The following is a 23,943-nucleotide window of genomic DNA, read 5'->3' on the forward strand; positions in this document are numbered from 1 at the left end:
CGCCACGCGCTCCGCCCGCCCTGCGTCGGCGCCGGCGTGCAGCATCCCCGAGCCCATCGATCCGGCCTCGCGCGCCCCTCTGCTACCCTTCCGCGAATGGAACGCCATCGCTCGCTCCGCATGACCCTCCTCCTCGCCGCTGGCGCCGCCGGCTGCTCCAACGCGAAGAGCCCCGAGATCGCAGTCGTCACGCTCGGCGAGCCGCAGGCCACGCCCCCCGACGCCGGCGTCCCGGACGAACAAGCGTCGCCCGGGCCCCGGCCGCCGCGCGGCGTGGGCTGGGTCAAGGAGCGGGACGGCACCGTGCACCGCGCCACGCGGGTCCGGTGCGACGCGACCATCGATCAGCGCGCGTGCAGCGGCACGGAGCGAACGTTCCAGTGCAAGACGGACGCCGATTGCAAGGAGGGACCCCGCGGAAAGTGCGTGAGCTCGTTCGGGCAGATCGGCGCGTATTGCGGCTGCGAGTACGCCTGCGAGAGCGACGCGGAGTGCGGCGCGTCCGAGGCCTGCGTGTGCAAGGGGACTGGCGCCCTCCGGGAGCAGCACTCGGTCTGCGCAAAGGCCCTCTGCTCGGTCGACGCCGATTGCCCCGGCAGCACCTGCGGCCTGTCGGCGTATTTCAATGGCTGCTGGGAGCAGGTGACGCTCGCCTGCCGCACCAAGGAAGATACCTGTCAGAGCGACGCGGACTGCCGATCTTCTGACGAGAGCCGCGGCGCCGCCTGCGTCGTCACCGACCCGGAGGGAGAGAGCGTGCGCTGGGAGTGCGCCGGGATCTCCTGCGCCATCGGCCGCCCCTTCGTCGTCGACGGGCAGCCGCGCGCCGCGCAGGGCGCCGCGCGCGACGACTGGCGCGCTCGCGCCGAGCTCGACGTCGCGTCCCTCTCGCCCGAGGTGCGCGAGCTCGCCGCGGCGCACTACGCCGCCGTGGCCGCGCTCGAGCACGCGTCCGTCGCGAGCTTCGCCCGCTTCTCCCTCCAGCTCCTCGCGCTGGGCGCGCCGGCCGCCCTCGTCGGCGAGGCGCACCGCGCCGCGCTCGACGAGGTGGAGCATGCGCGCCTCGCCTACGGCGTCGCCTCCCGCCTCGCCGGCCGGGCCATCGGCCCCGGGCCGCTGCTCGAGGCGGCCACGGCGCCGCTCGGCGCCGGCGTCGCCGAGGTGGTGGAGGCGCTCGTCGAGGAGGGCTGCGTGGGTGAGGCGCTGGGCGCTGCGGAAGGCCGTGAGATCGCGCAGCGCGCGGGGGATCCGGCGCTCGCGGCCACGTTCGCGCGCATCGCCGCCGACGAGGAGCGGCACGCGGCGCTCTCGTGGAGGGCGCTCTCGTGGATGCTCGCGACGTTCGGCGAGCCGGCGCGCTCCGCGGCGGAGCGGGCGTTCTCCCGCGCCGCCGCCCGCTACGCCGTCGACCCGGCCCCCGGGCCCGCCGTGCACGAGGCGCTCGGCCTGCTCCCGGCGCGCGCGCTCGGGGCGCTGCGCCGCGAGGTGCTCGCCGAGGTCATCGCGCCGTGCCGCGCGGCCTTACCGGGGCTGTCGTGCGACAGAATCGCCGCGCAACCGTCGAGTCCGCCACAGGCATCCTCCTGACCGCAAGCGGACTGATGAGGCAGATTCGCCCACTCCCGTAGCAACTTGCCACAGCGAGGAGGGGGCAGTCGCGTGGACTCGGGAGAAAAGGGTGCACCCGTGCGGTGCACCGGATCTTGCACGGGGGCCGGCACTCGAATCCACGTGAGGAGGTCTTTACCCATGGTCGCATCGCGCAACGCTCTCGTCCTGACGATCGGTCTCGCTGTCGGCGTCGGCTGCTCCAACACGCCCCCGGCGAGCAGCCCGAGCCCGAACGAAGCACCACCGCAGCCGGCCCCGACCGCCGCCCCGCCGCTGCCGGAGGCGGCCCCTCCCGCGACGCCGCCGGCTCCGCCGCCCGGCACCGAGCCGCAGGCGGGGACGGCCACGACGCCGAGCGCCCCGGCCGAGGCCCCGCTGACCGACGAGCAGATCCTCGCCGTGCTCGACGCCTCGAACAAGAAGGAGATCGACGAGGCCCAGCTCGCGCAGACGAAGGCCAAGAGCAAGGACGTGAAGGCCTATGCCAAGGCCATCGCCCAGCACCACACCGAGGCCAAGGCGAAGCAGGCCAAGCTGGTCAAGAAGCTCGGTATCACGGCGGCGGACTCGGACAAGAGCAAGCAGCTCACCGACGAGACGCAAAGCGCGCTCGAGCAGCTGAAGGCGCTGCAAGGAGCCGATTTCGATCAGCAGTTCGTGGCCACGATGATCAAGGATCACCAGAACACGCTCGACTTCCTCGACAGGAAGGCGCTGCCGAACGCGAAGAACGCCGATCTGAAGGCGATGGTCGAGAAGGACCTCCGGCCGACGATCGAGAAGCACCTGAAGGACGCGGAGGCGCTCTCGCAGAAGCTCGGCCCGGCGGGCGCGGGCGCGACAGGGACCCAGCCGCCGGCCCCTGGCACGAAGGAGGCCGCGCCCCCGCCGAAGTAGCCGGCCGCAGGCCAGGACGGGAGAAGGAGACGAGAGCGGGGCGCGTCGTCAGCGCCGATGCGTCCCGCTCAGCTCAGAGAGACCCAGACCGATTTGAGCTGCGTCAGCTCGTCCAGCACCGCGCGGCCGTTCTCGCGCCCGAAGCCGGATTGCTTGGTTCCGCCGTACGGGCTCGCCGCGTCGAAGCGGTTGTACGTGTTGATCCAGACCGTGCCCGCCGAGAGGCGCGCGGCCAGCGCGTGCGCCTTGCCGACGTCGCGCGTCCAGATGCCCGCCGCGAGGCCGAACTCGGTCGCGTTCGCGACGCGCGCGGCCTCCTCCACGTCGTCGAAGGGGAGGACAGCCAGCACCGGGCCGAAGATCTCCTCGCGGGCGAGGGCCATCGACGGGGAGACCGCCGAGAACACCGTCGGCTCGACGAAGAACCCCGGGCCCTCGCGGCGCCCGCCGGTCTCGCGGCGCGCCCCCTCGGCCGCGCCACGGTCGATGTAGCCGAGCACCTTCGTGAAGTGCGCCTCCGAGACGAGGGGGCCCAGCTGCGTCGATGGATCGAGCGGATCGCCAGGGACCAGCCGGCGCGCGCCGCTCGTGACCACCTCCAGCACCCGGTCGTGCACCGACCGCTCCACGAGGAGCCGGCTCCCCGCCGTGCAGAGCTCGCCCTGGTTGTAGAAGATCGCCGTCACCGCCGCCTTCGCGGCGCTCTCCACGTCCGCGTCCGCGAAGACGATGTTTGGGCTCTTGCCGCCCAGCTCCAGCGACAGCTTCTTCAGCGTGCCCGCCGCCGCGCGCATGATCGTCCTGCCCGTCTCCGTGCCGCCCGTGAACGAGATCTTCGCGACGCCCGGGTGCTCGACGAGCGCAGCCCCCGCCTCCTCGCCGTGCCCCGTGACGACGTTGACGACGCCCGGCGGCACCCCCGCCTCCGCGAGGAGGCGCGCCAGCTCCAGCGTCGTGAGGCTCGCCTCCTCCGGCGGCTTGACGACCACCACATTGCCCACCGCGAGCGCGGGCGCCACCTTCCGCGCCGCGAGCAAGAGCGGGAAGTTCCAGGGGATGATCGCGCCGATGACGCCGAGCGGCTCGCGCACGGTGTAGTTCAGGAACGGACCCCGCACCGGGATCGTCTCGCCGCCGAGCTTCGTCGCCCACCCGGAGAAGTAGAAGAACGTGTCCGCCGTGCGCGGCACGTCGAGCGTCCGCGCGGCCGTGATCGGCTTGCCCGTGTCGAGCGCCTCGAGCCGCGCCAGCTCCTCGCACCGCGCGAGGATCAGCTCCCCCGCCTTCCACAGGATGCGCGCGCGCTCGTTCGGATCCATCGCCGCCCAGCGCGGAAACGCCGCGCGCGCGGACGCCACGGCGGCGTCCACGTCCTCGCGGCGGCCGCGGGCGAGCCGCGCGAGCGCCCCGCCCGTCGCGGGGTTCGCGGTCTCGAACGTCTCGCCCGAGAGCGCCTCCCTCTCGGCGTTGTCGATCCAAAGACCCTTCACCGTCTCGCGCGTGTCACCCATGCCCCCGTCGTAAACCCGCGCACCCGGGCGCGGCAAGCGGCGATGACACGCGCCCCGGCGTGCGGGATACTCGCGCTGCCTATGGATTTCTCCGATCGCCCCACGCTCCCGTCCGTCCCTCCGCGAAGAGTCGTCACCGAGCTGCCCGGGCCGAAGGCGCGCGCCTGGATGGCGCGCGGCGGCTTCGACATGCAGTCGAGGTACCGCGCGGTCGTGATGGATGACATCGCGAGCCGCGGGTGCTCGCTCGTCGACGTGGACGGCAACGTGTTCCTGGACCTGTTCGCGAACTTCGCGCTCGGGGCGCTCGGCTACAACCACCCCGCGCTTGTCGAGGTGGCGCACCGCGAGGCCTTCATCCGCGCCGTCGCGAACCCGACGTCGACGCCGTTCGTGACGACGCCGGCCTGGTTCGAGTTCGTGGAGGCGCTCGAGCAGCGGTTCGCGCCGCGCGGCATGGCGCGCGTCTTCTGCGTGGACGCCGGGGGCGAGGGCGTCGAGTCCGCGATCAAGGCGGCGTTCATCCGGCACGGCGAGCGCCGGCGGGAGGCCGCCGGGCTGCCGAGGAACCCGCTCGAGCTGCCGGAGGAGCAGCAGAAGAGCATCCTCGACAACGCGGGCACCGACGCGGTGGTCGTGTCGTTCGCCGGCGCGTTCCACGGCCGGGGCCTCGGGCCGATGTCCGCCACGCACTCGAAGGTGATCCACAAGGCCGACCTGCCCGCGTTCCCCTGGCCGACGGCGCCGTTCCCCGCGAGCCGCTTCCCGCTGGCGCGCTTCGCCGACGAGAACGACCGCGCCGAGGCGGAGGCCCTCGCCGCGCTCGAGCGGATCCTCGACGCGCACGGCGGCCGGGTGGCCGCCCTGATCGTCGAGCCCGTGCAGTCCGAGGGGGGCGATCGGCACGCGAGCGCAGCCTTCTTCCGCCGCGCGCAGGAGCTCGCCGGGAAGGCGGGCGCGGCGTTCATCCTGGACGAGGTGCAGACCGGCATGGGGATCACCGGCACGCTCTGGGCGCACGAGCAGCTCGAGCTGCCGCGCCCGCCCGATCTCATGTGCTTCGGGAAGAAGATGCAGATGGGCGGGTTCTTCGCGACGAGCGCGTACGACGTCGCGCAGTTCGGGCGCATGTACCAGACGCGCAACGGCGACCGCGCGCGGTCCGCGATCGCGCTGGCGACGCTCCGCGCGATCGAGTCCGAGGACCTGCTCGGCAACGTGCGCGCGACGGGCCGCCACTTCCTCTCGCGGCTCGAGGAGCTCTGCGAGCGCTACCCCGCGCTCGCGAGCGAGCCGCGCGGCCGCGGCTTCCTGCTCGCGTTCGACCTGCCGACGACCGCGGCGCGCGACGATTTCCTCTCGCGCGCGCTCCGCCGCGGGGTGTTCGCGAGCTACACGGGGACGCGCTCGGTCCGGCTGCGGCCGCACCTCATCACGACGGTCCCGGAGGTCGACGAGGCGATCGGCGTCTTCGACGCGGTGCTGCGCGAGATGGCCGGATGATCGTCGATCCGCGCGACGTCTGCCCGGGGGAGGGGCCGGAGAAGGTCGCGCGGGCGCTCGCGCAGTTCTCCGTGGACGAGGCGCAGGACGGCGCGGCGTTCGACGAGGGCTACCGGGCGCTCGACGCGGTCTTCGGGCCGAAGGGCGAGCTCGAGCGCCGCGAGGTGCTCTGGGCGTGGCTCACCGGGGCGCACACGGACGCGGGGGCGCCCATCACGGCGACGTACCACCTGCTGCTCGCGCGCGACGCGGAGGGGCACCTCGCCGGCGTGCGCGATTGCTACGTCACGCTGGACCGCGCGGCGCGGCGCTGCGTGGCGCTCCTGTCGCACGCGCTCGTCCTGCCGGCCTTCCGCCGCACCGGGCTCGCCGCCCTGCTGCGCGCGGCGCCGGTCGCGCTCGCGCGCCGCGCGATCGAGGGCGCGGGGCTCGCAGGGGGCGAGGGAGCCGGCGGGGACGGCGCGGAGGTGATGCTCGCGGCCGAGATGGAGGCCGTCGACCCGGACGACCGCGACACCGTGGTGCGGCTCATCGCGTACGGGCGCGCGGGGTTCGCGATCGTCCCGCCGGACGTGCTCCCGTACGCGCAGCCGGATTTTCGCGATATCGCCGCGCTCGGTGTCACGCCGGTGCCGCTGCCGCTCCTCGCGGTGGTGCGCCAGGTCGGCGAGGAGGAGCGCGACGAGATCCCGCGCGCCCGGGCCGAGTCGTTTCTGCGCCATTACCAGGCGGTCCACGCGCGCGAGGTGAGCCCGAGCGAGCTCGCGCCGATCCGCGAGAACGCGCTCGCGCGCCTGGCGGCGTTCCCGGGTGAGCGCGTGCCCCTGATCCGGATCCCGCGGGGGCCGGCGGAGGTGGCGGGGTTCGCGCCGGTGCTCCGGAGCGCGGTGATGCCGCTGTTCCCGCCGGCGTGGCGCGGCAAGGCGCCGCTCGACGTGCCGGAGCGGGAGCTCGAGAGGCTCTGCGCGGCGTGGTCCTCGGGATAGCCGGGGTGAGGCGTCCTCGGGGCTCCGTGACCCGTCGCAGGCGCCGGCTGTCCGGCGGAGAGCCCTGCGAGGGCTCCGCCCGGGGCGCGTCGGAGCGCGGTCGGTGGCGGCCAGGCGGGCGGCTCCACGCGGATCCTGCTCGGCGGGTCACCGCGGGCTACGATTGAGAGCGCCGGACACGCCGCCATGCCGTCAAGCACCACCACCGTTTCAATCCGCAGGATCACGGACGAGGCCGCCTCGGACGCCGAAGATCTGCTCGCCGTCGAGGAGCCGCTCGAGATCGTCGTCATCGCGCGTGCCCCCGGGGACGCGCGCCGCGCCGAGCGCCGCCTCGGCATCACGATGCGCACGCCCGGCAACGATCGCGAGCTCGCGGTCGGCCTCCTGTTCGCCGAGGGCGTCATCTCCCGCGCGGCCGACGTGGTCGCCGTCGAGGAGGCCCTCGGGCCCTCGGGCGACCTCGTGCGCGTCACGCTCGGCGACGACGTGACCGTCGATCTCGGGCGCACCGAGCGCGCCCTCGCGGTCGCGAGCGCGAGCTGCGGCGTCTGCGGCAAGGCGTCGATCGACGTCGCGGCGCTCGCGCCGCCCGCGCCGCTCGCGCGGGGCGTCCCCCGGCTCGCGCCGGGCGTCGTGCACGGGCTCGCCGCGCGGCTCCGCGGCGCGCAGCCGGTGTTCGGGCGGACCGGGGGGCTGCACGCGGCGGCCCTCTTCGACGCGGGCGGCGCGCTCGCCGATCTCCGCGAGGACGTCGGGCGCCACAACGCCGTCGACAAGCTGATCGGCGCCGCGCTGCTCGCCGGGCGGCTGCCGGACCCGGGCGCGGTGCTCATGGTCAGCGGGCGCGCCGGGTTCGAGCTCGTGCAGAAGGCGCTCCGGGCCTCGATCCCCGTGATGGTCGCGGTGGGCGCGCCCTCGAGCCTCGCCGCCGAGCTCGCGGCGGCGCACGGGATGACGCTCGTCGGCTTCGCCCGCGACGGGCGGTTCAACGTGTACGCGGGCCGGGAGCGCGTCGAGGTCCCCGTCGCGGCCCCGGCGGAGGCCGCGTCGTGACGGCCCGCGACGCGCCGCGCGACGTGCAGGCGGAGCCGCCGCTCGAGCCCGAGGCACCGAGGATCGGCGAGCGCAGCGCGGCGGCCGGCGGGCTCCCGGCGGTCGGCGCGACGCTCCGGCACGCGGTCGGCGAGATGGGGGTCGCGCGCGCCGTGCGCACGCTTCTCCGCGTGAACCAGGGCGAGGGCTTCGACTGCCCCGGCTGCGCGTGGCCCGAGCCCGAGGAGAAGCGCTCGGTCGCGGAGTTTTGCGAGAACGGCGCCAAGGCGGTCGCCGAGGAGGCGACGCTCCGCCGCGTCACGCCCGAGTTCTTCCGGGAGCACAGCGTCGAGGCGCTCTCGCGGCAGTCCGACCACTGGCTCGGCAAGCAGGGGCGGCTGACCCACCCGATGCTGCTCGACGAGGGCGCGTCGCACTACCGCCCGGTGTCGTGGGACGAGGCGCTCGACGTCGTCGCCTCGTCGCTGCGCGCGCTCGGCTCGCCGGACGAGGCCGTCTTCTACACGTCGGGCCGCACGAGCAACGAGGCGGCGTTCCTCTACCAGCTCTTCGTGCGCGAGCTCGGGACGAACAACCTGCCCGACTGCTCGAACATGTGCCACGAGTCGAGCGGCGTTGGCCTGCGCGAGGCCATCGGCGTGGGCAAAGGGACGGTATCCCTCCACGATTTCGAGCTGGCCGACGCGATCTTCGTCGTCGGGCAGAACCCGGGGACGAACCACCCGCGCATGCTCTCGGCGCTGCGCGAGGCGCGGCTGCGCGGGTGCGAGATCGTGACGGTGAACCCGCTCCCCGAGGCGGGCAACGAGCGCTTCCAGCACCCGCAGCACCCGCTCGATCTCGTCGGCTCGGGCGTGCCGCTCTCGACGCTCTTCCTCCAGGTGCGCATCAACGGCGACGTCGCGCTCTTCACCGGGATCATCAAGGAGATGCTCGAAGAGGAGGAGCGGAGGCCGGGCGCCGTGCTCGATCGCGCGTTCATCGCGGGCCACACCCACGGCTTCGAGGCGTTCGCCGAGGCCGTGCGCGGCGCGCCCTGGGACGACATCGTCGCGCAGAGCGGGGTCCCGCGCGAGCAGATCCGGGCGGCGGCCGAGATCGCGATGCGCTCCGAGCGCACGATCGCGTGCTGGGCCATGGGCCTCACGCAGCACCAGAACGGCGTGGCCAACGTGCAGCAGGTGATGAGCTTCCTGCTCCTTCGCGGCAACATCGGGCGGCCCGGCGCGGGCGCGTGCCCTGTTCGCGGGCACAGCAACGTGCAGGGTGACCGGACGATGGGCATCTGGGAGCGCCCGCCCGCGGAGCTCCTCGATCGGATCGAGCAGAACTTCGGCTTCTCCCCGCCGCGCCGCCACGGGCTCGACACCGTCGCCGCGATCGCGGCGATGGCCCAGGGGCGCGCCCGCGTCTTCTTCGCGCTGGGCGGCAACTTCCTCTCGGCCACGCCGGACACGGCGCTGACCGCCCGCGCCCTCGCCCGGTGCGACCTCACCGCGCACGTCTCGACCAAGCTGAACCGGGCGCACCTCGTGACGGGCAGGCGCGCGCTCATCCTGCCTTGCCTCGGCCGCACCGAGCGCGACGTGCAGGCGGGCGGGCCGCAGTTCGTGACCGTCGAGAACTCGATGGGCGTCGTCTCGAGCTCGCGCGGCAGCCTCCCGCCGGCCTCGGAGCTGCTGCGCAGCGAGGTGGCCATCGTCGCGGGCCTCGCCCGCGCGGCGCTGGGCGCGCGCTCGCGCGTGCCGTGGGAGGAGCTCACCGCCGATTACGACAGGATCCGCGATCTCATCGAGCGCACGATCGACGGCTTCGACGGCTTCAACGCGCGCGTCCGGGACCCGCGCGGCTTCGCCCTGCCGAACGCCGCGGCGAAGCGCGAGTTCCGCACGGAGACCGGCAAGGCGAACTTCGTGATCCACCCGCTCCCGCGGCACGATCTCGAGCCGGGCGAGCTCCTGATGATGACGATCCGCAGCCACGACCAGTACAACACGACCATCTACGGGCTCGACGACCGCTACCGCGGCGTCCGGGGCGGGCGCCGCGTCGTGTTCATGAACGCCGAGGACGCGGCCGAGCGCGGCCTCGCCCAGGGGGACCTCGTCGACGTCACGAGCCGCTTCTCCGACGGGGAGCGCGCCGCGCGCGCGTTCCGCGTCGTGCTGTACACCATCCCCCGCGGCAACGTCGCGGCCTACTTCCCCGAGGCGAACGTGCTCGTGCCGCTCGGCAGCATCGCCGAGAAGAGCCACACGCCCGCGTCGAAATCGATCGTTGTGCGCGTCCGGGCGGCCGTCGCGACCGACGGATCCGCGTGACGCTCCGCCGCCCCCGTTGCATTGGAGTCCGACCATGAACGCCCCGACCCACATCCCCCCGCCCATCCCCGGCGAGCCCGAGCGCGCCTCGATGCGCACCGCCATCCCGGGGCCTGCGTCCGAGGCGCTCCGCGCCCGCCACCATCGCTACCAGGACGCGCGACCGATCCACTTCTATCAGGACGCGCGCAAGAGCCTGGGCAACTACATGGTCGACGTGGACGGCAACGTGCTGCTCGACGTGTACGGGCACATCGCCGCCGTGCCCATCGGCTACAACCACCCGGATCTGCTCGCCGCGTGGCGCGGCGGTCGCTTCGACTGGTGCGCCGGTTACCGCTCCGCGCTCGGCGTCGCGCCCGCGCCCGAGTGGGTCGATCTCGTCGAGAAGACGCTGATGCGCGTCGCGCCGAAGGGGCACACGCGCGTCTTCACGTTCACGACCGGCGCGGAGGCGGTCGAGAACGCGCTCAAGGCCGCGTTCATCCGGCTCGCCCGGCGCCGCCGCGGCGGCGCGCAGCCGAGCGACGGCGACCTCGCCGCCTGCATGCTCAACCGGCAGCCCGGCGTGAACGCCTTCAAGGTGCTCTCCTTCGAGGGCGGCTTCCACGGTCGCAGCATGGGCGCCCTCTCGGCGACGCGGAGCAAGCCGATCCACAAGCTCGACATCCCCGCGTTCGACTGGCCCGTCGCGCCGTTCCCCGCGAGCCACTTCCCCCTCGCCGCGCACGCCGAGCAGAACCGCGCCGCCGAGGCGCGCTCGCTCGAGGCGGTCGAGGCGGCGCTCGACGCCCACCCGGACGAGGTCGCCGCGGTCATCGTCGAGCCGATCCAGGGCGAGGGCGGCGACCGCCACGCGAGCCCGGCCTTCTTCCAGGCGCTCCGCCGCCTCACCGCGGAGCGCGGCGTCGCGCTCATCATCGACGAGGTGCAGACGTGCGGCGGCGGGACCGGCGCGCTCTGGGCGCACGAGGCGTGGGACCTGCCCGAGCCGCCGGACATGGTCACGTTCTCCAAGAAGATGCAGCTCGGCGGCTTCTACTGTCGCGAGGAGCTCGCGCCGATCGAGCCGCTGCGCGTCTTCAACACCTGGCTCGGCGACCCGCTCCGCGGCGCGCAGCTCGAGGTCATCCTCGAGGTCATCGAGCGCGACCGGCTCCTCGAGAACACGCGGGCGACCGGCGAGCGCCTGGTCGCCGGCCTCGAGGACATCTGCCGGCGCTACCCCGCGGTGCTCTCGGGCGCCCGGGGCAGCGGCACCTTCGCCGCCGTCGACTTCCCCCACGCCGCCCGGCGCGACGCGGCGCTCACCGCGCTCCGCAACCGCGGCCTCGAGGTGGGCGGCTCGGGCGACCGCACGCTCCGCTTCCGGCCGGCGCTGATCTTCGCCCCGCGCCACGTCGGCGAGGCGCTCGACCACCTCGAGTCGGTCTGCAAGTGACCTCGGGCGCCGCCGCCTCGCCGCCGATCCGGGTGTTCCACTCGCCGGGGTATTTCGCGGACATCGGCGAGCACGTCATGCCGATGCGCAAGTTCGCCCTCGTGCGCGAGGCGATCGAGCGGAGCGGCCTGCCCGTGCGCATCGAGGAGCCCGAGGCGGCGTGTGACGAGGACCTCCTGCGCGTCCACGCGCCCGGGTACGTCCAGGCGATCGCGACCGGCGAGCCCCGGGCGCTGGCCGAGTCGCAGAAGCTCCCGTGGTCGCCGGCGCTCGCCGGGGCGGTGCGCTTCACGAACGGCGGCTGCGTCGCCGCCGCCGCCGCGGCCCTCGAGGACGGCGTCGCGGGCAACCTCGCGAGCGGCTTCCACCACGCGCACGAGGGCCACGGCGAGGGCTTCTGCACCTTCAACGGCCTCGTCGTCGCGCTGGAGCGCGCGCGCGCCGAGGGGCGCATCCGCCGCGGCCTGGTTGTCGACATGGACCTCCACTACGGCAACGGCACCGCCTCGCTGCTCGCGTCGCGCCCCTGGGCGTCCCAGCTCTCCATCTACGGCAGCTGGTACAAGCAGAACAAGGCGCACCGGGACGTCGAGGGCGAGCGCGCCCCGGACACCGAGAACTGCTGGTCCGTCCCGGTCCCGAACGGGAGCGGCGGCGCCGCCTACCTCGAGATCCTGGAGCGGCACCTCGGCCCGGCGATCGACCGCGCCGCGCCCGATCTGATCCTGTACCAGGCCGGCGCGGACCCGTACCGCGAGGACCCGTACTCGCCGCTCGACCTGACGCACGACGATCTCTACGCGCGCGACCAGATCGTGTTCCGGGCCGCGCTCGAGCGGGGCGTCCCGATCGCGTGGGTGCTCGCGGGTGGGTACACGCCCGACGTGAGCCGGGTGGTCGAGGTGCACCTCCGCACCTTCATCGCGGCGGTGCGGGCGAGGGAAGCGGCGGCGCGCGCGGGGTGACCGGTGACCTCGGCCGACCCGCGCCCCGCCAGGCAAGGTAGCATCGCGCGATGGCCGACCTGAACGACCCCGTCCGCCTGGCCGAGCTGCGCGGCGCCGTGCTGCGCGCCGACGCGGACGCCATCCTCGACGCCTGCGTGGTGCGGGCCGCCAAGCTGGCCCGGTCGCCCATCGCCGTGGTCAGCCTGCTCGTGCGCCATGTCCAGCTCCTGCGCGCGCAGCACGGGCTCCCCCTCGAGCTCGCCGTGAGCTGCGCGACGTCGAGGAGCAACTCCTTCTGCCAGCTCGTCGTGCTCGACGAGGTGCCGCTCATCGTCGACGACGCGCTGCGCGACGAGCGCGTCCCGAAGGAGCTCGTCGAGAGCTACGGCATCCGCGCCTACGCGGGCGTGCCGGTGCGCGCGCACGGGCACGTGCTCGGAGCGCTCTGCGTGCTCGACGTCGTCCCGCGCCGCTTCGACCAGCGGATCGTCGGCGCCCTCGAGCAGCTCGCCATCGACGTCTCCGGCCGGCTCTCGGCGCTCACGCTGAGCGACGCCCCGCTGGCCAGCGCCGACGTGCAGGAGCGCCTCGTCCGCGTCGAGCAGGCCACCCGCGCCCTGGAGCGCGCGCTCCTCGCCCTCTCGCCCGTCATCGCCGCGGCGCAGGCGGCGACGGCGGGGCCGCGGGTCGACGCGTCGCACGCGTCGCACGCACCGCGCGCGACGCACGTCACGCCCGCCAGCCTGCGCGCGGCCGTGTCGTGCTGGCGCGACATGGGCCCCGTCGCGGAGGAGCTCTGCGAGGAGGCCGCGGCCATCGCGAGCGCCTCGCCGTGCGAGGCGGCGTCCGGGCTCGCCACGGACGCCCGGGCGCTCGCGCGGAACCTCGCCGAGATCGGCCCGCTCGTCCGGCTCGCCGAGGGCGTGCTCGACGGGACGCTGGGAGAAGCCGCCGCGGCCAAGGGGCGGGCGCTCGTGCTGCGCGGCGCGCTCGACGCCCACGAGGCCGCCTCCGCCGCGGTGCAAAGGCTCCGCGCGGGCGCCCTGCGCGCGCGGGCCGCGACGGCCGGCCCCGGGAGCGGCGGCGCCGCCCGTCCGCCCGAGGCGCGGTGATCACGGCGCCGTGGGGGATCACCGAGGCGGCAGGGTCGACGGCGGCGCCGGCACCTCGCGGGTGATCTCGCCCGCGTCGGGCCCGTCAGCGAGCGGCTCCGAGCCCGGAGCGAGCGGCGTGCCCTCCCAGGTCGCGGTCCTGTCCCGGCTCCCGTAGACGAACGGCGGACGGGTCTCCAGCTCCCGGGCGATGCGGGCGAGCTCCTCGTCGAGGTGGCGCGGGTTCGCGAGCAGCCTCTCGCGGATGCCGCTGTTCTTCAGGTAACCGCGGATGTCGGGGCTGTCCGGGTAGTATTTCGTGAACACGTTGTACCGGAAGAGCGGCTTCAGCCGGTGCAGATCCCTGGGCCCGGTCGGGAGGGGCAACAGCTCGACGAAGCTCTTCCGCTTCGCCCGCTCCTCCAGCCGGTCGAGGACGAGCTGGAGGCTGTTCTCGAGCAGGTGCGGCGCGCAGTGATCCGCGAAGTCGTCGTACAGGAGCCGCATGAGCGCCCTCGCCTCGTCGATCGGCAGCTGCGCCTGCCGCTCGCGGCCCATGCGCCGCACGAGGACCATGAAGGGAGACGGCTGGTTTCCGGTCGCCCGGATCACCTCGGGATCGCGGAAGTCGGGCTGGCGGTAGGGGAAGTGGCGCGGGTTGATCGCGTCGAACCCGCCTCGGCCGTAGAACAGGATGCGCTGCCACGACAGGCGCTCTTCCGGCGTGAAGTACTCGACCTCGGCCGCGAGATCGACGTTCATCCCGAAGTACTTGCCCGGGGCCGACGGCGCGGGGAGCGTGATCTTCCCCATCGCGTGGAGGTCGGTGAGGTACTGCATGGCGAGCTCGACCGGCGAGATGCGCAGCCAGTACGACAGCACCGTCCCGCGCGCCTCGGGGATCATGAAGATATGAGCGAGGTAGATGACGCAGAGGTCCGGAGCGTACGCCGGATTGATGAGCACGGTGCCGTCGCGGACGCCGCGCACCTTTCCGTCCGCGTCTCGCGCCACGAGCAGGAAGTAGCGCATGTACGTGCCCGACGGCTCGGGCGTGAACGGGTCGTCGCGGAGGAACGCCTCGATCGCCTCCTTGCGCTCCATCTCTCCATGAGGACCGAAGCAGTCCCAGAGGATCTGATACGCCGCGTCGAAGTCCGGGTCGGAAGGATCCTCGATGGACCAGATCTGGTATTTGCGGGTTTCGCGCTCGATCATCTCCACCACGTCCTGGTGGAAGAGATCCTTCATGCAGAGCCGGACACGTCGCTTCAAGCAGGGCTCCCGGGGTTCATGGTGCCAGAGGCGCATCCCTCTGATAGGTGATCATCGTGGCTCGCGCAGCGCTCGTTGACACGTCCACGCACACGCTCATGCACGTCGATTCCGCGCGCTCCGTGTGGAGCGAGGCGGGCCCCGTCTATGAGCCCGTCCCTCCGCTGCGCGCGGACGCGACGGCCGACGTGGCCATCATCGGAGGAGGTTTCACCGGGATCTCCACCGCATACCATCTAATCCGCCGGTTTCCGAGCCTCCGCGTCATGATCCTCGAGGCGCGCCACCTCGCGAACGGCGCGAGCGGGCGCAACGGGGGGATGATGCTGAACTGGATCAACGGGGTGGGCTCTCGCGATCCGGAGCTCACGCGCCGCGTGTACGAGACGACGCGCGCGGGGATCGACGGCATCGTCGGGATGATCCAGGAGCATGACCTCCCGGTGCGCCACCGCCGCGACGGATGCATGGAGGTGCTCACCGACGCGCGCCGGGCCGAGGCGGCGCACGCGCGGGTGGAGCAGCTGGCCAGCTGGGGCATTTCGCTACAGTACCTGGACAGCGCGGCGCTCTCGAAGCGGCTCGGGATCCAGGGCGGGGCCGGGGCCGTGCTGGACGCGACCGAGGGGCAGCTGAACGGGGTCGACCTGCTGCGCTGCCTGCGCCCGTTGCTGCTCGCCTGGGGGGTCGCCGTCCACGAGGACACGCCGGTGCTCGGGATCCGGGAGGGGCGCACGATCGAGCTGACAACGCCGGGCGGCGTCGTCCGGGCCGCGGCCATCGTGCTCGCCACCAACGGCTACACGCCGCGCCTCGGCTACTTCAAGACCGGCATCTTCCCGCTGCACTCGCACGTGATCGCGACCGAGCCGCTCGACGCCGAGGCGCGCGCCGCGCTCGGCTGGGGGCAGGTCGCCGGCTTCAGCGACGACCGCGACCGGATCGCGTACGCCAGCATGACGCCCGCCGGTGAGCTCGTGTTCGGCGGGGGCAGCAACGCAGCGTATGCCTACCTCTACGGGAACAAGACCTCCTACCCGGGCACACCCGAGTCGGCAGGGCCGGCGTTCGAGGCCATCCGGCGCCGGCTCACCGGCTATTTCCCTGCGGCCGAGCGGCTGCGGATCGCGCACCGCTGGACGGGCACCCTCGGCATCACGATGAGCCGGCTCTGCAGCATGGGCGTGCGCGGCGAGCACCGGAACGTCTACTACGCCCTCGGTTACAGCGGCCACGGCGTGACGCTCGCCAACCTCGCGGGCCGCGTGCTCTGCGACATCTACGCGGGCGACGACGCGCGGTGGCGGGATCTGCCGTTCTACATGGCCCCCCTCCGGGGTGTCCCGCCCGAGCCGCTCCGCTGGCTCGGCTATCACGCGTACACCAAGCTGACGGGGCGCTCGCCGCGCAAGGCGGCGTAGAGCGGGGGCGCCCGCCGAGCGGGCTTGCGTGGCCGGAGCGCGGGGCGCTATTCGATGCGGGGCCATGTTCTGCGCGCGCTGCCACCGGGAGTACGACGCGGGCCATCGGTTCTGCCCCTACGACGGCGCGGAGCTCACCGAGGGCCGGCGCGTCGACCTGTTCCGGTACAAGCCGACCCGGCTGCGCGGGACCCTCCTTGGCGAGCGCTACGAGGTGCGCGGCTACCTCGGCAAAGGGGCGATGGCGCGCGTCTACCTCGCGGTCGAGATCGCGACGGGCCAGCCGGTCGCGATCAAGGTCCTCGAGGAGTTCGCCGCCCGGGCGGAGCGGACGCGCGAGCGGTTCGTGCGCGAGGCGCAGAGCGCCGCGACGATCGGGCACCCGAACATCGTCCGGGTGCTCGACGCCGGCACGCGCTCGGAAGACGGCGCGCCCTACCTCGTGATGGAGTACCTCTTCGGCGAGTCGCTCGGCGACTGGTTGCGGCGCGAGCGCCGCATGGACGCGGACCTCGCCATCCCGGTGCTCTCCCAGGCCGCGTCCGGGCTCGCCGCCGCGCACCGGGCCGGGATCATCCATCGCGACGTGAAGCCGGACAACATCTACCTCGTGGGCCCGCAGGGCGATCCGTACGCGGTCAAGGTGCTCGATTTCGGCCTGGCGAAGATCCAGGCCGCCGATCTCATCACGGCGACCGGCACCGCCGTGGGCACCCTCGAGTACATGGCGCCCGAGCAGGTCGTGAGCGACCTGCCCGACGCCCGCACCGACGTCTACGGGCTCGGCGTCGTCATGTTCCGGGCCTTCACCGGGGAGCTGCCGTTCCCGCGCTCGGAGCAGTCGGAGCTCCTCGCCCGGCAGCTCGTCACCCCGCCGCCCCGCCCCTCGGAGAAGCGCCGGAGCCTCGATCCGCTGCTCGAGTCCGTGATCCTGAAGGCGATCCGGAAGAGCCCGAACAACCGCTATCCCTCGATGGAAGCGTTCCTCGAGGATCTCGAGCGGCTGGCCGGCGACCGGGACGGGCCGCTCTCGGCCGACGAGCCGCTGCGGGAGCCCGGCGACGTCTATCTCCCGCAGGGATCGTTTGCCAGGAACGCGGCGATCTACTTCTATAGGCGGCTCGGCATGGAAGCCCCACGCTTCGACTGACCCGACACCACCTCCCGCGGGCGCTTCCCGCCACCCAGGAGATCCGTATTGCCATGGCCTACTCTGCTGCATTCCGATGCCTCGCCGGTTGCCCCGGCAGCTACCCGCTGACGCAGCCCCTCTACCGTTGCCCCACCTGCGGCGGCCTGCTCGACGTCGCCCACAACATCGACGCGCTCCGTGACCGGAGCCCCGCGACGTGGATGAAGCTCTTCGACGAGCGCTACAAGCGCACGGTGTGGCCCTACGGCTCCGGGGTCTGGGGCAAGCGGGAGTGGGTCGCGCCCGAGGTCCCGGACGAGGCCATCGTGTCGATGGACGAGGGCGGCTCGAACCTGTTCTGGGCAGACCGCTACGGCAAGACGCTCGGGCTCGATGACGTCTGGGTGAAGCTCTGCGGCAACAGCCACACCGGGTCGTTCAAGGACCTCGGCATGACGGTGCTCGTCTCGGTGGTGAACAAGGCGATCCGCGAGGGCCTCGAGGTGCGCGCGATCGCGTGCGCGTCGACGGGGGACACCTCGGCGTCGCTCGCGGCGTACGGGGCGGCGGCCGGCTTGCCCGTGGTCGTGCTGCTGCCGCGGGGCAAGGTGTCGACGGCGCAGCTCGTCCAGCCGATCGCTTCGGGGGCGCTGGTCCTCTCGCTGGACACCGACTTCGACGGCTGCATGGCCATCGTGCAGCGCCTCTCGGCCGAGGGCGTCGTCTACCTGGCGAACTCGATGAACGCCCTGCGGCTCGAGGGCCAGAAGACCGTGGCCATCGAGATCGTGCAGCAGTTCGACTGGACGCTGCCCGACTGGGTCATCCTCCCGAGCGGCAACCTCGGCAACGCCTACGCCCTCTACGCGGGCTTCAAGATGCTGAAGGACCTCGGCCTGACGACGCGGTTCCCGCGCCTGTGCGTGGCGCAGGCGGCGCGGGCCAACCCCCTCTTCAAGGCGTGGTCCGAGGGGCGGAGCGAGGTCGTGCCGATGAAGGCGGGGGAGACCCTGGCGAGCGCGATCCAGATCGGCAACCCGGTGAGCGCGCCGAGGGCGATGCTGGCCCTCAAGGCGATGGACGGCGTCGCGGAGGAGGTCACCGAGGACGAGCTCTGCGACGCGGCGGCCCGCGCCGATCGCACCGGCATGTACACCTGCCCGCACACGGCGGTCGCCCTCGCCGCGCTGGAGAAGCTCGTGAAGAAGGGCCTCGTGGAGAAGCGCCAGCGGGTCGTCGTGGTCTCGACAGCGAACGGCCTCAAGTTCACGGAGTTCAAGGTGAAATACCACGAGCGCGCGCTCGCGGACGTCACGAGCCGGCTCGCCAACCCGCCGGTCGCGCTGCCGCCCGACTACGACCGCGTCCTCGCCGCCCTCGACAAGCACGCCGCGCAGAACAGCAAGCGCTGACGCTCCGGCAAGATCGGGCCGCCGGCCGCTACCCGCGCGACCTCGCGCGGCGCCGCCGGCGCCGTCCGCGCGCGCCCGCGGAGGTCATCGCGGAGGCGATGCCGCTTTGCAGGGTGTTGTGCGTGGCGATGCCGCTCATGTCGACGCCGATCTCGACGAGCGTCCTGGCCACGTCGGGGCTCAGGCCCGTGATGATCACCTCCGAGCCGAGCAGGCGCACCGCCGTCGCGGCGCCGAGGAGCGCGTCGGCGCACGGGCCGTCGATCCGCGGCACCCCGGTGATGTCGAGGATCGCGACGTGCGCGCGCCGGGCGGCGACGCCGCGGACCAGCGTCTCCTGCACGCGGCGCGTCCGCTGGCTGTCGAGGGCGCCGACGAGCGGCATCACGACGATGTCGTCGCTGATCGGGATGAGCGGGGTCGACAGCGCCGCGAGGATCTCGTTCTGCGCCCGGAGGGCCTCCTCCCGGGCGCGCCGCGCCTCGGTCTCCGCCTCGGCGCGCTTTCGCTCCGTGATGTCCCGCACGATGACGACCGCCTCCGCCCGATCGCTGCCGGCGATCCGGACCTCGTAGTCGCGCGCGCTGCCCGCCTGCTGCTCCTGGTACTCGAAGACGTGCGTCGCCTCGTCGGCGAGCGCTCGCGCCACGAGGCCGGTGATCTGCTCGGCCACGTGGGCGGGGAACACGTTGGCGACGTGCCTGTGCAGGAGATCCTCGGCGCGGAGCGAGGGCCTCGGGTCCCGGGAGGCCTTGAAGTCCAGGCAGATGCCGTCGCTGCTGATCCGGAGGATCGTGTCGGGGATGGCGTAGAGCAGCGCGCGGTTGTTCGCCTCGCTCCGGCGCAGGGCCGCCTCCACGCGCTTGCTGCCGATGAAGTGGCCGGCCTTGGCGGCGACGGCGAGCAGGACGTCGAGCAGCCCCGGATCGGGCGCGCGCGGCTCGGCGTCCATGAGCTCCAGCACGGCCGCGACCTGCGCGTCGGCGCGGACCGCGATGGGCAGCTCGACCGCGAAGCGGAGGCCGGCGCCGCGCGCCGCCTGCGCGCGCGGGTCGTCCGCCTCGGCGTCGAGGTCGCTGAACCAGGTCGGCTCCCCCTGGGCGAGCGCGCGGCCGGGCAGCCCGGCGTCGCGGGCGAACCGCGCGCCCCGGGTCGCCGCCTCGAGCGCGATCGAGTCGTCGGGCGCGGCGCTCCAGGTGTGCTCGCAGCGCAGCCCTTCGCTCTCGTCGTCGCCGAGCCAGAGGGCGGCGAACCGGAAGCCGAGCGTCTCCCCGAGCGCGCCGAGCAGCGCCGGGACGCCCTCGGAGAGCGTCGTCGACTCGACGAGGATCCTGGTCACTGTGTACTGCGTCGACACCTTGTAGTTCGCCTCGACGAGGGCTCGGCGCTGGTTCCACTTCTCGGTGAGCGCGAAGGCCATCTGGCGGACCTCGCTCGGGTCGAACGGCTTGGCGAGGATGAGGAGGTTGTCGGTCTGCCCGAACCGGGCGGCGATCTCCTCCCACGAGTCATCCGAGTCCGCCGCGCAGAGGACCGCCTGGATGGCGCCGTCCTCCTTCCAGATGCGCGAGAGCGTCTCGACGCCGTCCCACCCCGGCATGCGCGCGTCCACGAACACGAGCGCGTACGGCGCGCCGCTCTGCTGCGCCTCGTGGACCTTCGCCAGCCCCTCCTCCCCGCGGGTCGCGGACGTGAGCTCGAACCTCACCGGCCGCCGGGCGGGCGGCTCGCGGAACAGCGTCGGCTGGAGGCCCGCGAAGGTCGAGCCCTCCGCCTCGGATCGGAGGATCCTGCGGAAATCCTCGTGGATGGCCTGATCGTCGTCGATCAGTAAAACGCGCCGGTTCTGCTGCCAGCTGGGATCCCCCATCAACGAGTCCTTGGAGCGTGGGTCCGGGTCCTAGAGCGAGGCGCGTCTTCGTCGCACGAAGCAGCGCCCCGCTCTATTCAACGGGAGGCGTGCCCTCGCCGTCTACGGGCGGAGGCGTCGGGGGCCGTGTGGGGGACTCGTCCTCGGTGGAGGGCGGGGGCGGAGGCGGGGGCATCCCGGGGGGCTCGTGCTCCTCGCCGGCCTCGGAGGCGCCGAGGGGCATGTTCACGCCGCCGGGCTTCCTCGTTGTCGTGGCCGGGCTCGCGCCCGGCGTGCCGCGGCCCCGCGCGGCGGGCGACTCGGCCGCGTGCGGGTCGAACCGGGGCCGCTTCAGCGGGCCGTGGACGTGCCAGCCGTAGAAGCCGTCCGCCCGCTTCGACCGCTTCATCTTGGGCTGCTGCATCTCGATCAGCCCGGGCACGCTCGACCCCGGCGCGCCGAGCAGCGATTTCGTGAGATCGCTCTTCGATCGGTACGCGTCGGTGAACTTGAAGCGCACGTAGAGATCCGCCGTGGAGTTGTTCCACGGCTCGCGCATGTTGACCTTGCCGTCGCCGTCGAGCTCGAGATCCTGGCCGTTCGCGCTCATCTTCGTGACCTTGAGGACCCCGTCCTTCGCCTCCGCCGACAGGAGCAGCTCCCCCAGCTTCGCCTCCGGGAGCGCGATGAGCCCCTGGATCTTCGTCTTGCCGTCGCCGACCGAGACCTCCTTGGCCGAGACCTCGAGCGCGCCGTTCGCCTTGTTGAACTTGCCGTCGGGCGCGCTGAGATCGAGGTTCGCGCTCAGCGTGCCGGCGATCGGCAGGCCAAGGATGTCCCCGAGCGGACCCACCTTGGCGAGCTCCACGTCCGAGACCTCGACGTGGACGTCGCCGCCCGATCGGCCCATCGGGACGACGCCCTCGAGCTCGCCGCCGAACACGCTGGCCCAGAACGAGATCCGCATCCGCCCGATCAGGAGGGGCAGGATCTTCACCCGCGCGTGCGCCTCGTCGATCTCGATGACGCTCGGCTTCGGCGCGCTGTCCTTGGCGGCGTCGCCCGAGGCGAAGGCCGCGGCGCCGCTCGGCCTGCTGCTCGTGCCGAGCTCACCCGGCGGCAGGATGAGCCGCACGCCCTTCATCTCGACCCCCGTGAACCAGTACGAGTCGAGCTCGTCGATCTCGAGGCGCTGCGCCTGGCTCGGGCCCCGCTTCTGCTGCGTGCGGTCGAACTCGGCGATCAGCCGGTCCTTGAGCCGGTCGTAGGGGAACGTGAGGTAGCCGAAGAGCCCCAGACAGAAGAGGTAAAAGAGCGGGTAGACCGCCCATCTCGCGATCTTGACGAGCCGCGCCTTCATGGCTCCTGCTCCTCTTCGGCGGCGGGGGGCGCGGACGGCGCCGGTGTCGCCGCCGGCTGAGGCTCGCCCTTCCGGTCGAACGCGGAGATGCCGAGCTCGACCTCGTAGGAGTCCGGCTCCCCGGCGCGCGGCTTGAGGTTCAGCTTCGTCACCGCGACCGGGTGGCCCGAGCCCTCGATGTGCTCGAGCATCTTGGCGAGCCCGAGCATCCCGATCCTGTGCATCTTCACCACCGTGATCCGCTCTGTGTACTTCTTCCCGTGCGGGACGTCGGGGCGATCCTGCGACTCGGCGGCGGTGAGCTGCTGCTGCTTCGCCGCGTCCTCGATGAAGCCGGCGAGCGCGGGCGCCGGCCGCGAATAGCGCGCGAGCAGCGCGTCCTTCAGCGCCTTGCGCTCGCTGACCTTCCCCGAGGCCTCGTAGATCGACTGGAGCAGGTCGCGGATCTCCTGGTTCTCGGCGCGCTTGCTGGACGCGACGCTCGCGAGCCCGATCGGCACGAGCAGGAGGACGAGCACCGCCAGGAATCCGAGGAGGATGGTGAGGAGCCTGCGCTCGCGCGGCTCCAGCTTGTCGAGTCGCTCGCGGAGCGTCATCGCGATCCCTCCGGCTTCTCCGGCGCGCCGGCCGAGGCGCTCTCCGCCGCGTCGGCGGCGCCGGCCTTCTTCTTCTTCGTCTTGTCCTCGCACCTGAGATCCAGCTCGAGGACGTACTTGTGCTTGCCCTCCGTGAACTGGCTCGTGCGGCCGACCTTCACGTCACGGAAGCAGCGGTGCTCCTTCATGTGATCCGCGATGATCTGCGCGTCCGACACCGACGGGACGACGCCCTGGAGGGTCACGTGGCCGCGGTTCACGTCGAGCTCGAGCACGTCGTGCGTGATCTCCTTCGGCACGGCCTTCGAGAGCTGCACCATGACGTCGAAGGCGTCGACGCGGGGCATCGGGTCCTCGTCGGCCGCGCCGGGGCCCTGCTCGAGCAGCTCGCGGGCCTTCTGCGGGTCGTTCGTCTCCTCGCCGAGCACGTCGTGGGAGGCGGTCGCGAGCGAGGCGGCGAGCAGCTCCCGCTCCGCGTCGAGGGTGCGCAGCTCCGCGACGATGGAGAAGCCGAAGCTCAGCGCGATGACGGTGCCGAGGCCGGCGAGGATCGGGATCTTCTCGCGCAGGAACGGGTAGCTGCGCTCGGCCTCGAGCGCGCCCTTCCGGAGGTTGAACCCCTTGGTCTTCGGCGTCAGCCCGAGCGCGAGCCCGAGCGCCTTGGCGAAGCGGGGCAGCGCCGCGGCCTGCTCGGGCGTGAGCCCCTCGATGCGAGGGGTCGGCAGCGGCAGGATCGTGAGGCCGAGCTGCGTCGACAGGAACATCTCCGCGCCCTGCGCGGTGGCGCCGCCGCCGACCAGGTAGAGCCCCGCGAGCGGCTCGCCGCCGAGGTTGCGCCACGCCGCGAGCGTCTGGCGGAGCTCGCGCGCGAGCGCCGGCGCGGTGCCGGGGAGGCCCGCCGTCCCGCGCGACAGCGTCCGGGCGAAGACGGGCTCGCCGCCGGAGACGATCACGATCTCGGACGTGAGGTAGTCGAGGTCGAGCAGGGCGATCGGCGCGCTGGCGGGCGACGGCGCGGCGAGCTCCGGCATCACCGCCTCGAGGTTGGCGAGCGCCACCGCGCCCAGCGCGACCCGCTCCGGCTCGAAGCCGAGCGCCTCCTTCACGACGGCGATGCGCTCGCGCACGTCGTCGGCGCGCGCGACGGCGGCGAAGACCGGCAGCGTCTCCACGCCGGGCGGCCGCTTCAGCAGGCGGTGGTCGAAGACCGCGTCTTCCATCTCGAACGGCACCGTGGCCTCGAGCTCGAAGCCGAGGATGTTCTCGACCTCCTTCTGCGCGGCCGCCGGCAGGTCGAGGCGGCGGTAGAACGATTTCTCCCCGGAGAGCGCGATCGCCGCGGCGTCGGGGCGGTGGAGCCCCACGGCGGCGCGGATGGCCTCGGCCTCGGAGACTGCGTCCGTGACGGCCGCCTCGCCGAGGGCCTCGACGAAGACCCTCCTGTACGTGGTGCGGATGAGCGCCGCCCGCACCACGGATTTTCCAGCATCTATCCCGAGCAGCCTGTGCATTTGCGCGCTTCTTCCCGGAGGGG

18 protein-coding genes are annotated in these 23,943 nt (G+C 73.0%); 12 read left to right on the forward strand and 6 right to left on the reverse strand.

Annotation, left to right across the window (positions count from 1 at the left end):
* The first annotated feature begins 96 nt into the window (after positions 1-96).
* Both WMF45_RS50675 and WMF45_RS50680 read left to right on the forward strand, forming a co-directional pair.
* A complete protein-coding gene (locus WMF45_RS50675; protein WP_437714628.1) occupies positions 97-1,587 on the forward strand; it encodes a ferritin-like domain-containing protein in 1,491 nt (496 codons plus the stop codon).
* Positions 1,588-1,749: 162 nt separating this feature from the next.
* Complete coding sequence (locus WMF45_RS50680) at positions 1,750-2,508, forward strand: DUF4142 domain-containing protein (RefSeq protein ID WP_437714629.1); 759 nt, start codon at positions 1,750-1,752, stop codon at positions 2,506-2,508.
* Positions 2,509-2,576: 68 nt separating this feature from the next.
* On the opposite strand, the gene WMF45_RS50685 is transcribed toward WMF45_RS50680, so the two are convergent.
* The gene (locus WMF45_RS50685; RefSeq protein ID WP_437714631.1) at positions 2,577-4,019 is read right to left on the reverse strand and encodes an aldehyde dehydrogenase family protein; all 1,443 of its coding nucleotides are present in this window, start codon (positions 4,017-4,019) and stop codon (positions 2,577-2,579) included.
* Between the two features lie 81 nt (positions 4,020-4,100).
* Here WMF45_RS50685 and WMF45_RS50690 point away from each other — a divergent pair, with 81 nt between their 5' ends.
* The 7 genes from WMF45_RS50690 (at position 4,101) to WMF45_RS50720 (ending at position 13,385) form a co-directional block, all read left to right on the forward strand.
* Entirely contained in the window at positions 4,101-5,522 is a 1,422-nt protein-coding gene (locus WMF45_RS50690) for an aminotransferase class III-fold pyridoxal phosphate-dependent enzyme (RefSeq protein ID WP_437714633.1), read from the forward strand.
* Positions 5,519-6,508, forward strand: coding sequence for a hypothetical protein (locus WMF45_RS50695; RefSeq protein WP_437714635.1), 990 nt, complete (start codon positions 5,519-5,521; stop codon positions 6,506-6,508). The genes WMF45_RS50690 and WMF45_RS50695 overlap by 4 nt, the downstream gene beginning before the upstream one ends.
* Positions 6,509-6,694: 186 nt before the next feature.
* A complete protein-coding gene (locus WMF45_RS50700; RefSeq protein WP_437714637.1) occupies positions 6,695-7,564 on the forward strand; it encodes a formate dehydrogenase accessory sulfurtransferase FdhD in 870 nt (289 codons plus the stop codon).
* Positions 7,561-9,885 carry an FdhF/YdeP family oxidoreductase gene (locus WMF45_RS50705; RefSeq protein ID WP_437714639.1) on the forward strand — a complete coding sequence of 775 codons (2,325 nt, stop codon included), beginning with the start codon at positions 7,561-7,563 and terminating at the stop codon, positions 9,883-9,885. Before WMF45_RS50700 ends, WMF45_RS50705 begins: the two co-directional genes overlap by 4 nt.
* A gap of 34 nt (positions 9,886-9,919) precedes the next feature.
* Entirely contained in the window at positions 9,920-11,326 is a 1,407-nt protein-coding gene (locus tag WMF45_RS50710; protein WP_437714641.1) for an aminotransferase class III-fold pyridoxal phosphate-dependent enzyme, read from the forward strand.
* Positions 11,323-12,291, forward strand: coding sequence for a histone deacetylase family protein (locus tag WMF45_RS50715; RefSeq protein ID WP_437714643.1), 969 nt, complete (start codon positions 11,323-11,325; stop codon positions 12,289-12,291). The genes WMF45_RS50710 and WMF45_RS50715 overlap by 4 nt, the downstream gene beginning before the upstream one ends.
* A gap of 50 nt (positions 12,292-12,341) precedes the next feature.
* Positions 12,342-13,385: a GAF domain-containing protein gene (locus WMF45_RS50720; RefSeq protein WP_437714645.1), complete on the forward strand. Its 1,044-nt coding sequence runs from the start codon at positions 12,342-12,344 to the stop codon at positions 13,383-13,385.
* Positions 13,386-13,403: 18 nt separating this feature from the next.
* On the opposite strand, the gene WMF45_RS50725 is transcribed toward WMF45_RS50720, so the two are convergent.
* Entirely contained in the window at positions 13,404-14,639 is a 1,236-nt protein-coding gene (locus WMF45_RS50725) for a hypothetical protein (protein WP_437548182.1), read from the reverse strand.
* Between the two features lie 56 nt (positions 14,640-14,695).
* Between WMF45_RS50725 and WMF45_RS50730 the strand changes: the two genes are divergently transcribed.
* The 3 genes from WMF45_RS50730 to thrC all read left to right on the forward strand — a co-directional run bounded on the left by WMF45_RS50730 (position 14,696) and on the right by thrC (position 18,604).
* The gene (locus WMF45_RS50730) at positions 14,696-16,060 is read left to right on the forward strand and encodes an NAD(P)/FAD-dependent oxidoreductase (protein WP_437714647.1); all 1,365 of its coding nucleotides are present in this window, start codon (positions 14,696-14,698) and stop codon (positions 16,058-16,060) included.
* Between the two features lie 64 nt (positions 16,061-16,124).
* Positions 16,125-17,210 carry a serine/threonine-protein kinase gene (locus WMF45_RS50735; protein WP_437714649.1) on the forward strand — a complete coding sequence of 362 codons (1,086 nt, stop codon included), beginning with the start codon at positions 16,125-16,127 and terminating at the stop codon, positions 17,208-17,210.
* A gap of 53 nt (positions 17,211-17,263) precedes the next feature.
* On the forward strand, positions 17,264-18,604 hold the full coding sequence (thrC, locus tag WMF45_RS50740; protein ID WP_437714651.1) for a threonine synthase: 1,341 nt from the start codon (positions 17,264-17,266) through the stop codon (positions 18,602-18,604).
* A 28-nt stretch (positions 18,605-18,632) separates the two neighbouring features.
* On the opposite strand, the gene WMF45_RS50745 is transcribed toward thrC, so the two are convergent.
* The 4 genes from WMF45_RS50745 to pilM all read right to left on the reverse strand — a co-directional run bounded on the left by WMF45_RS50745 (position 18,633) and on the right by pilM (position 23,920).
* Entirely contained in the window at positions 18,633-20,312 is a 1,680-nt protein-coding gene (locus WMF45_RS50745; RefSeq protein WP_437714653.1) for an STAS domain-containing protein, read from the reverse strand.
* A gap of 235 nt (positions 20,313-20,547) precedes the next feature.
* Positions 20,548-21,813 carry a type II secretion system protein GspN gene (gene gspN, locus WMF45_RS50750; protein WP_437714655.1) on the reverse strand — a complete coding sequence of 422 codons (1,266 nt, stop codon included), beginning with the start codon at positions 21,811-21,813 and terminating at the stop codon, positions 20,548-20,550.
* Entirely contained in the window at positions 21,810-22,409 is a 600-nt protein-coding gene (locus WMF45_RS50755) for a hypothetical protein (RefSeq protein ID WP_437714657.1), read from the reverse strand. The genes gspN and WMF45_RS50755 overlap by 4 nt, the downstream gene beginning before the upstream one ends.
* Complete coding sequence (gene pilM, locus WMF45_RS50760; RefSeq protein WP_437714659.1) at positions 22,406-23,920, reverse strand: type IV pilus biogenesis protein PilM; 1,515 nt, start codon at positions 23,918-23,920, stop codon at positions 22,406-22,408. Before pilM ends, WMF45_RS50755 begins: the two co-directional genes overlap by 4 nt.
* Positions 23,921-23,943 lie beyond the last annotated feature (23 nt).

Source organism: Sorangium sp. So ce448 (genome assembly GCF_051520915.1).
GTDB lineage: Bacteria > Myxococcota_A > Polyangia > Polyangiales > Polyangiaceae > Sorangium > Sorangium cellulosum_B.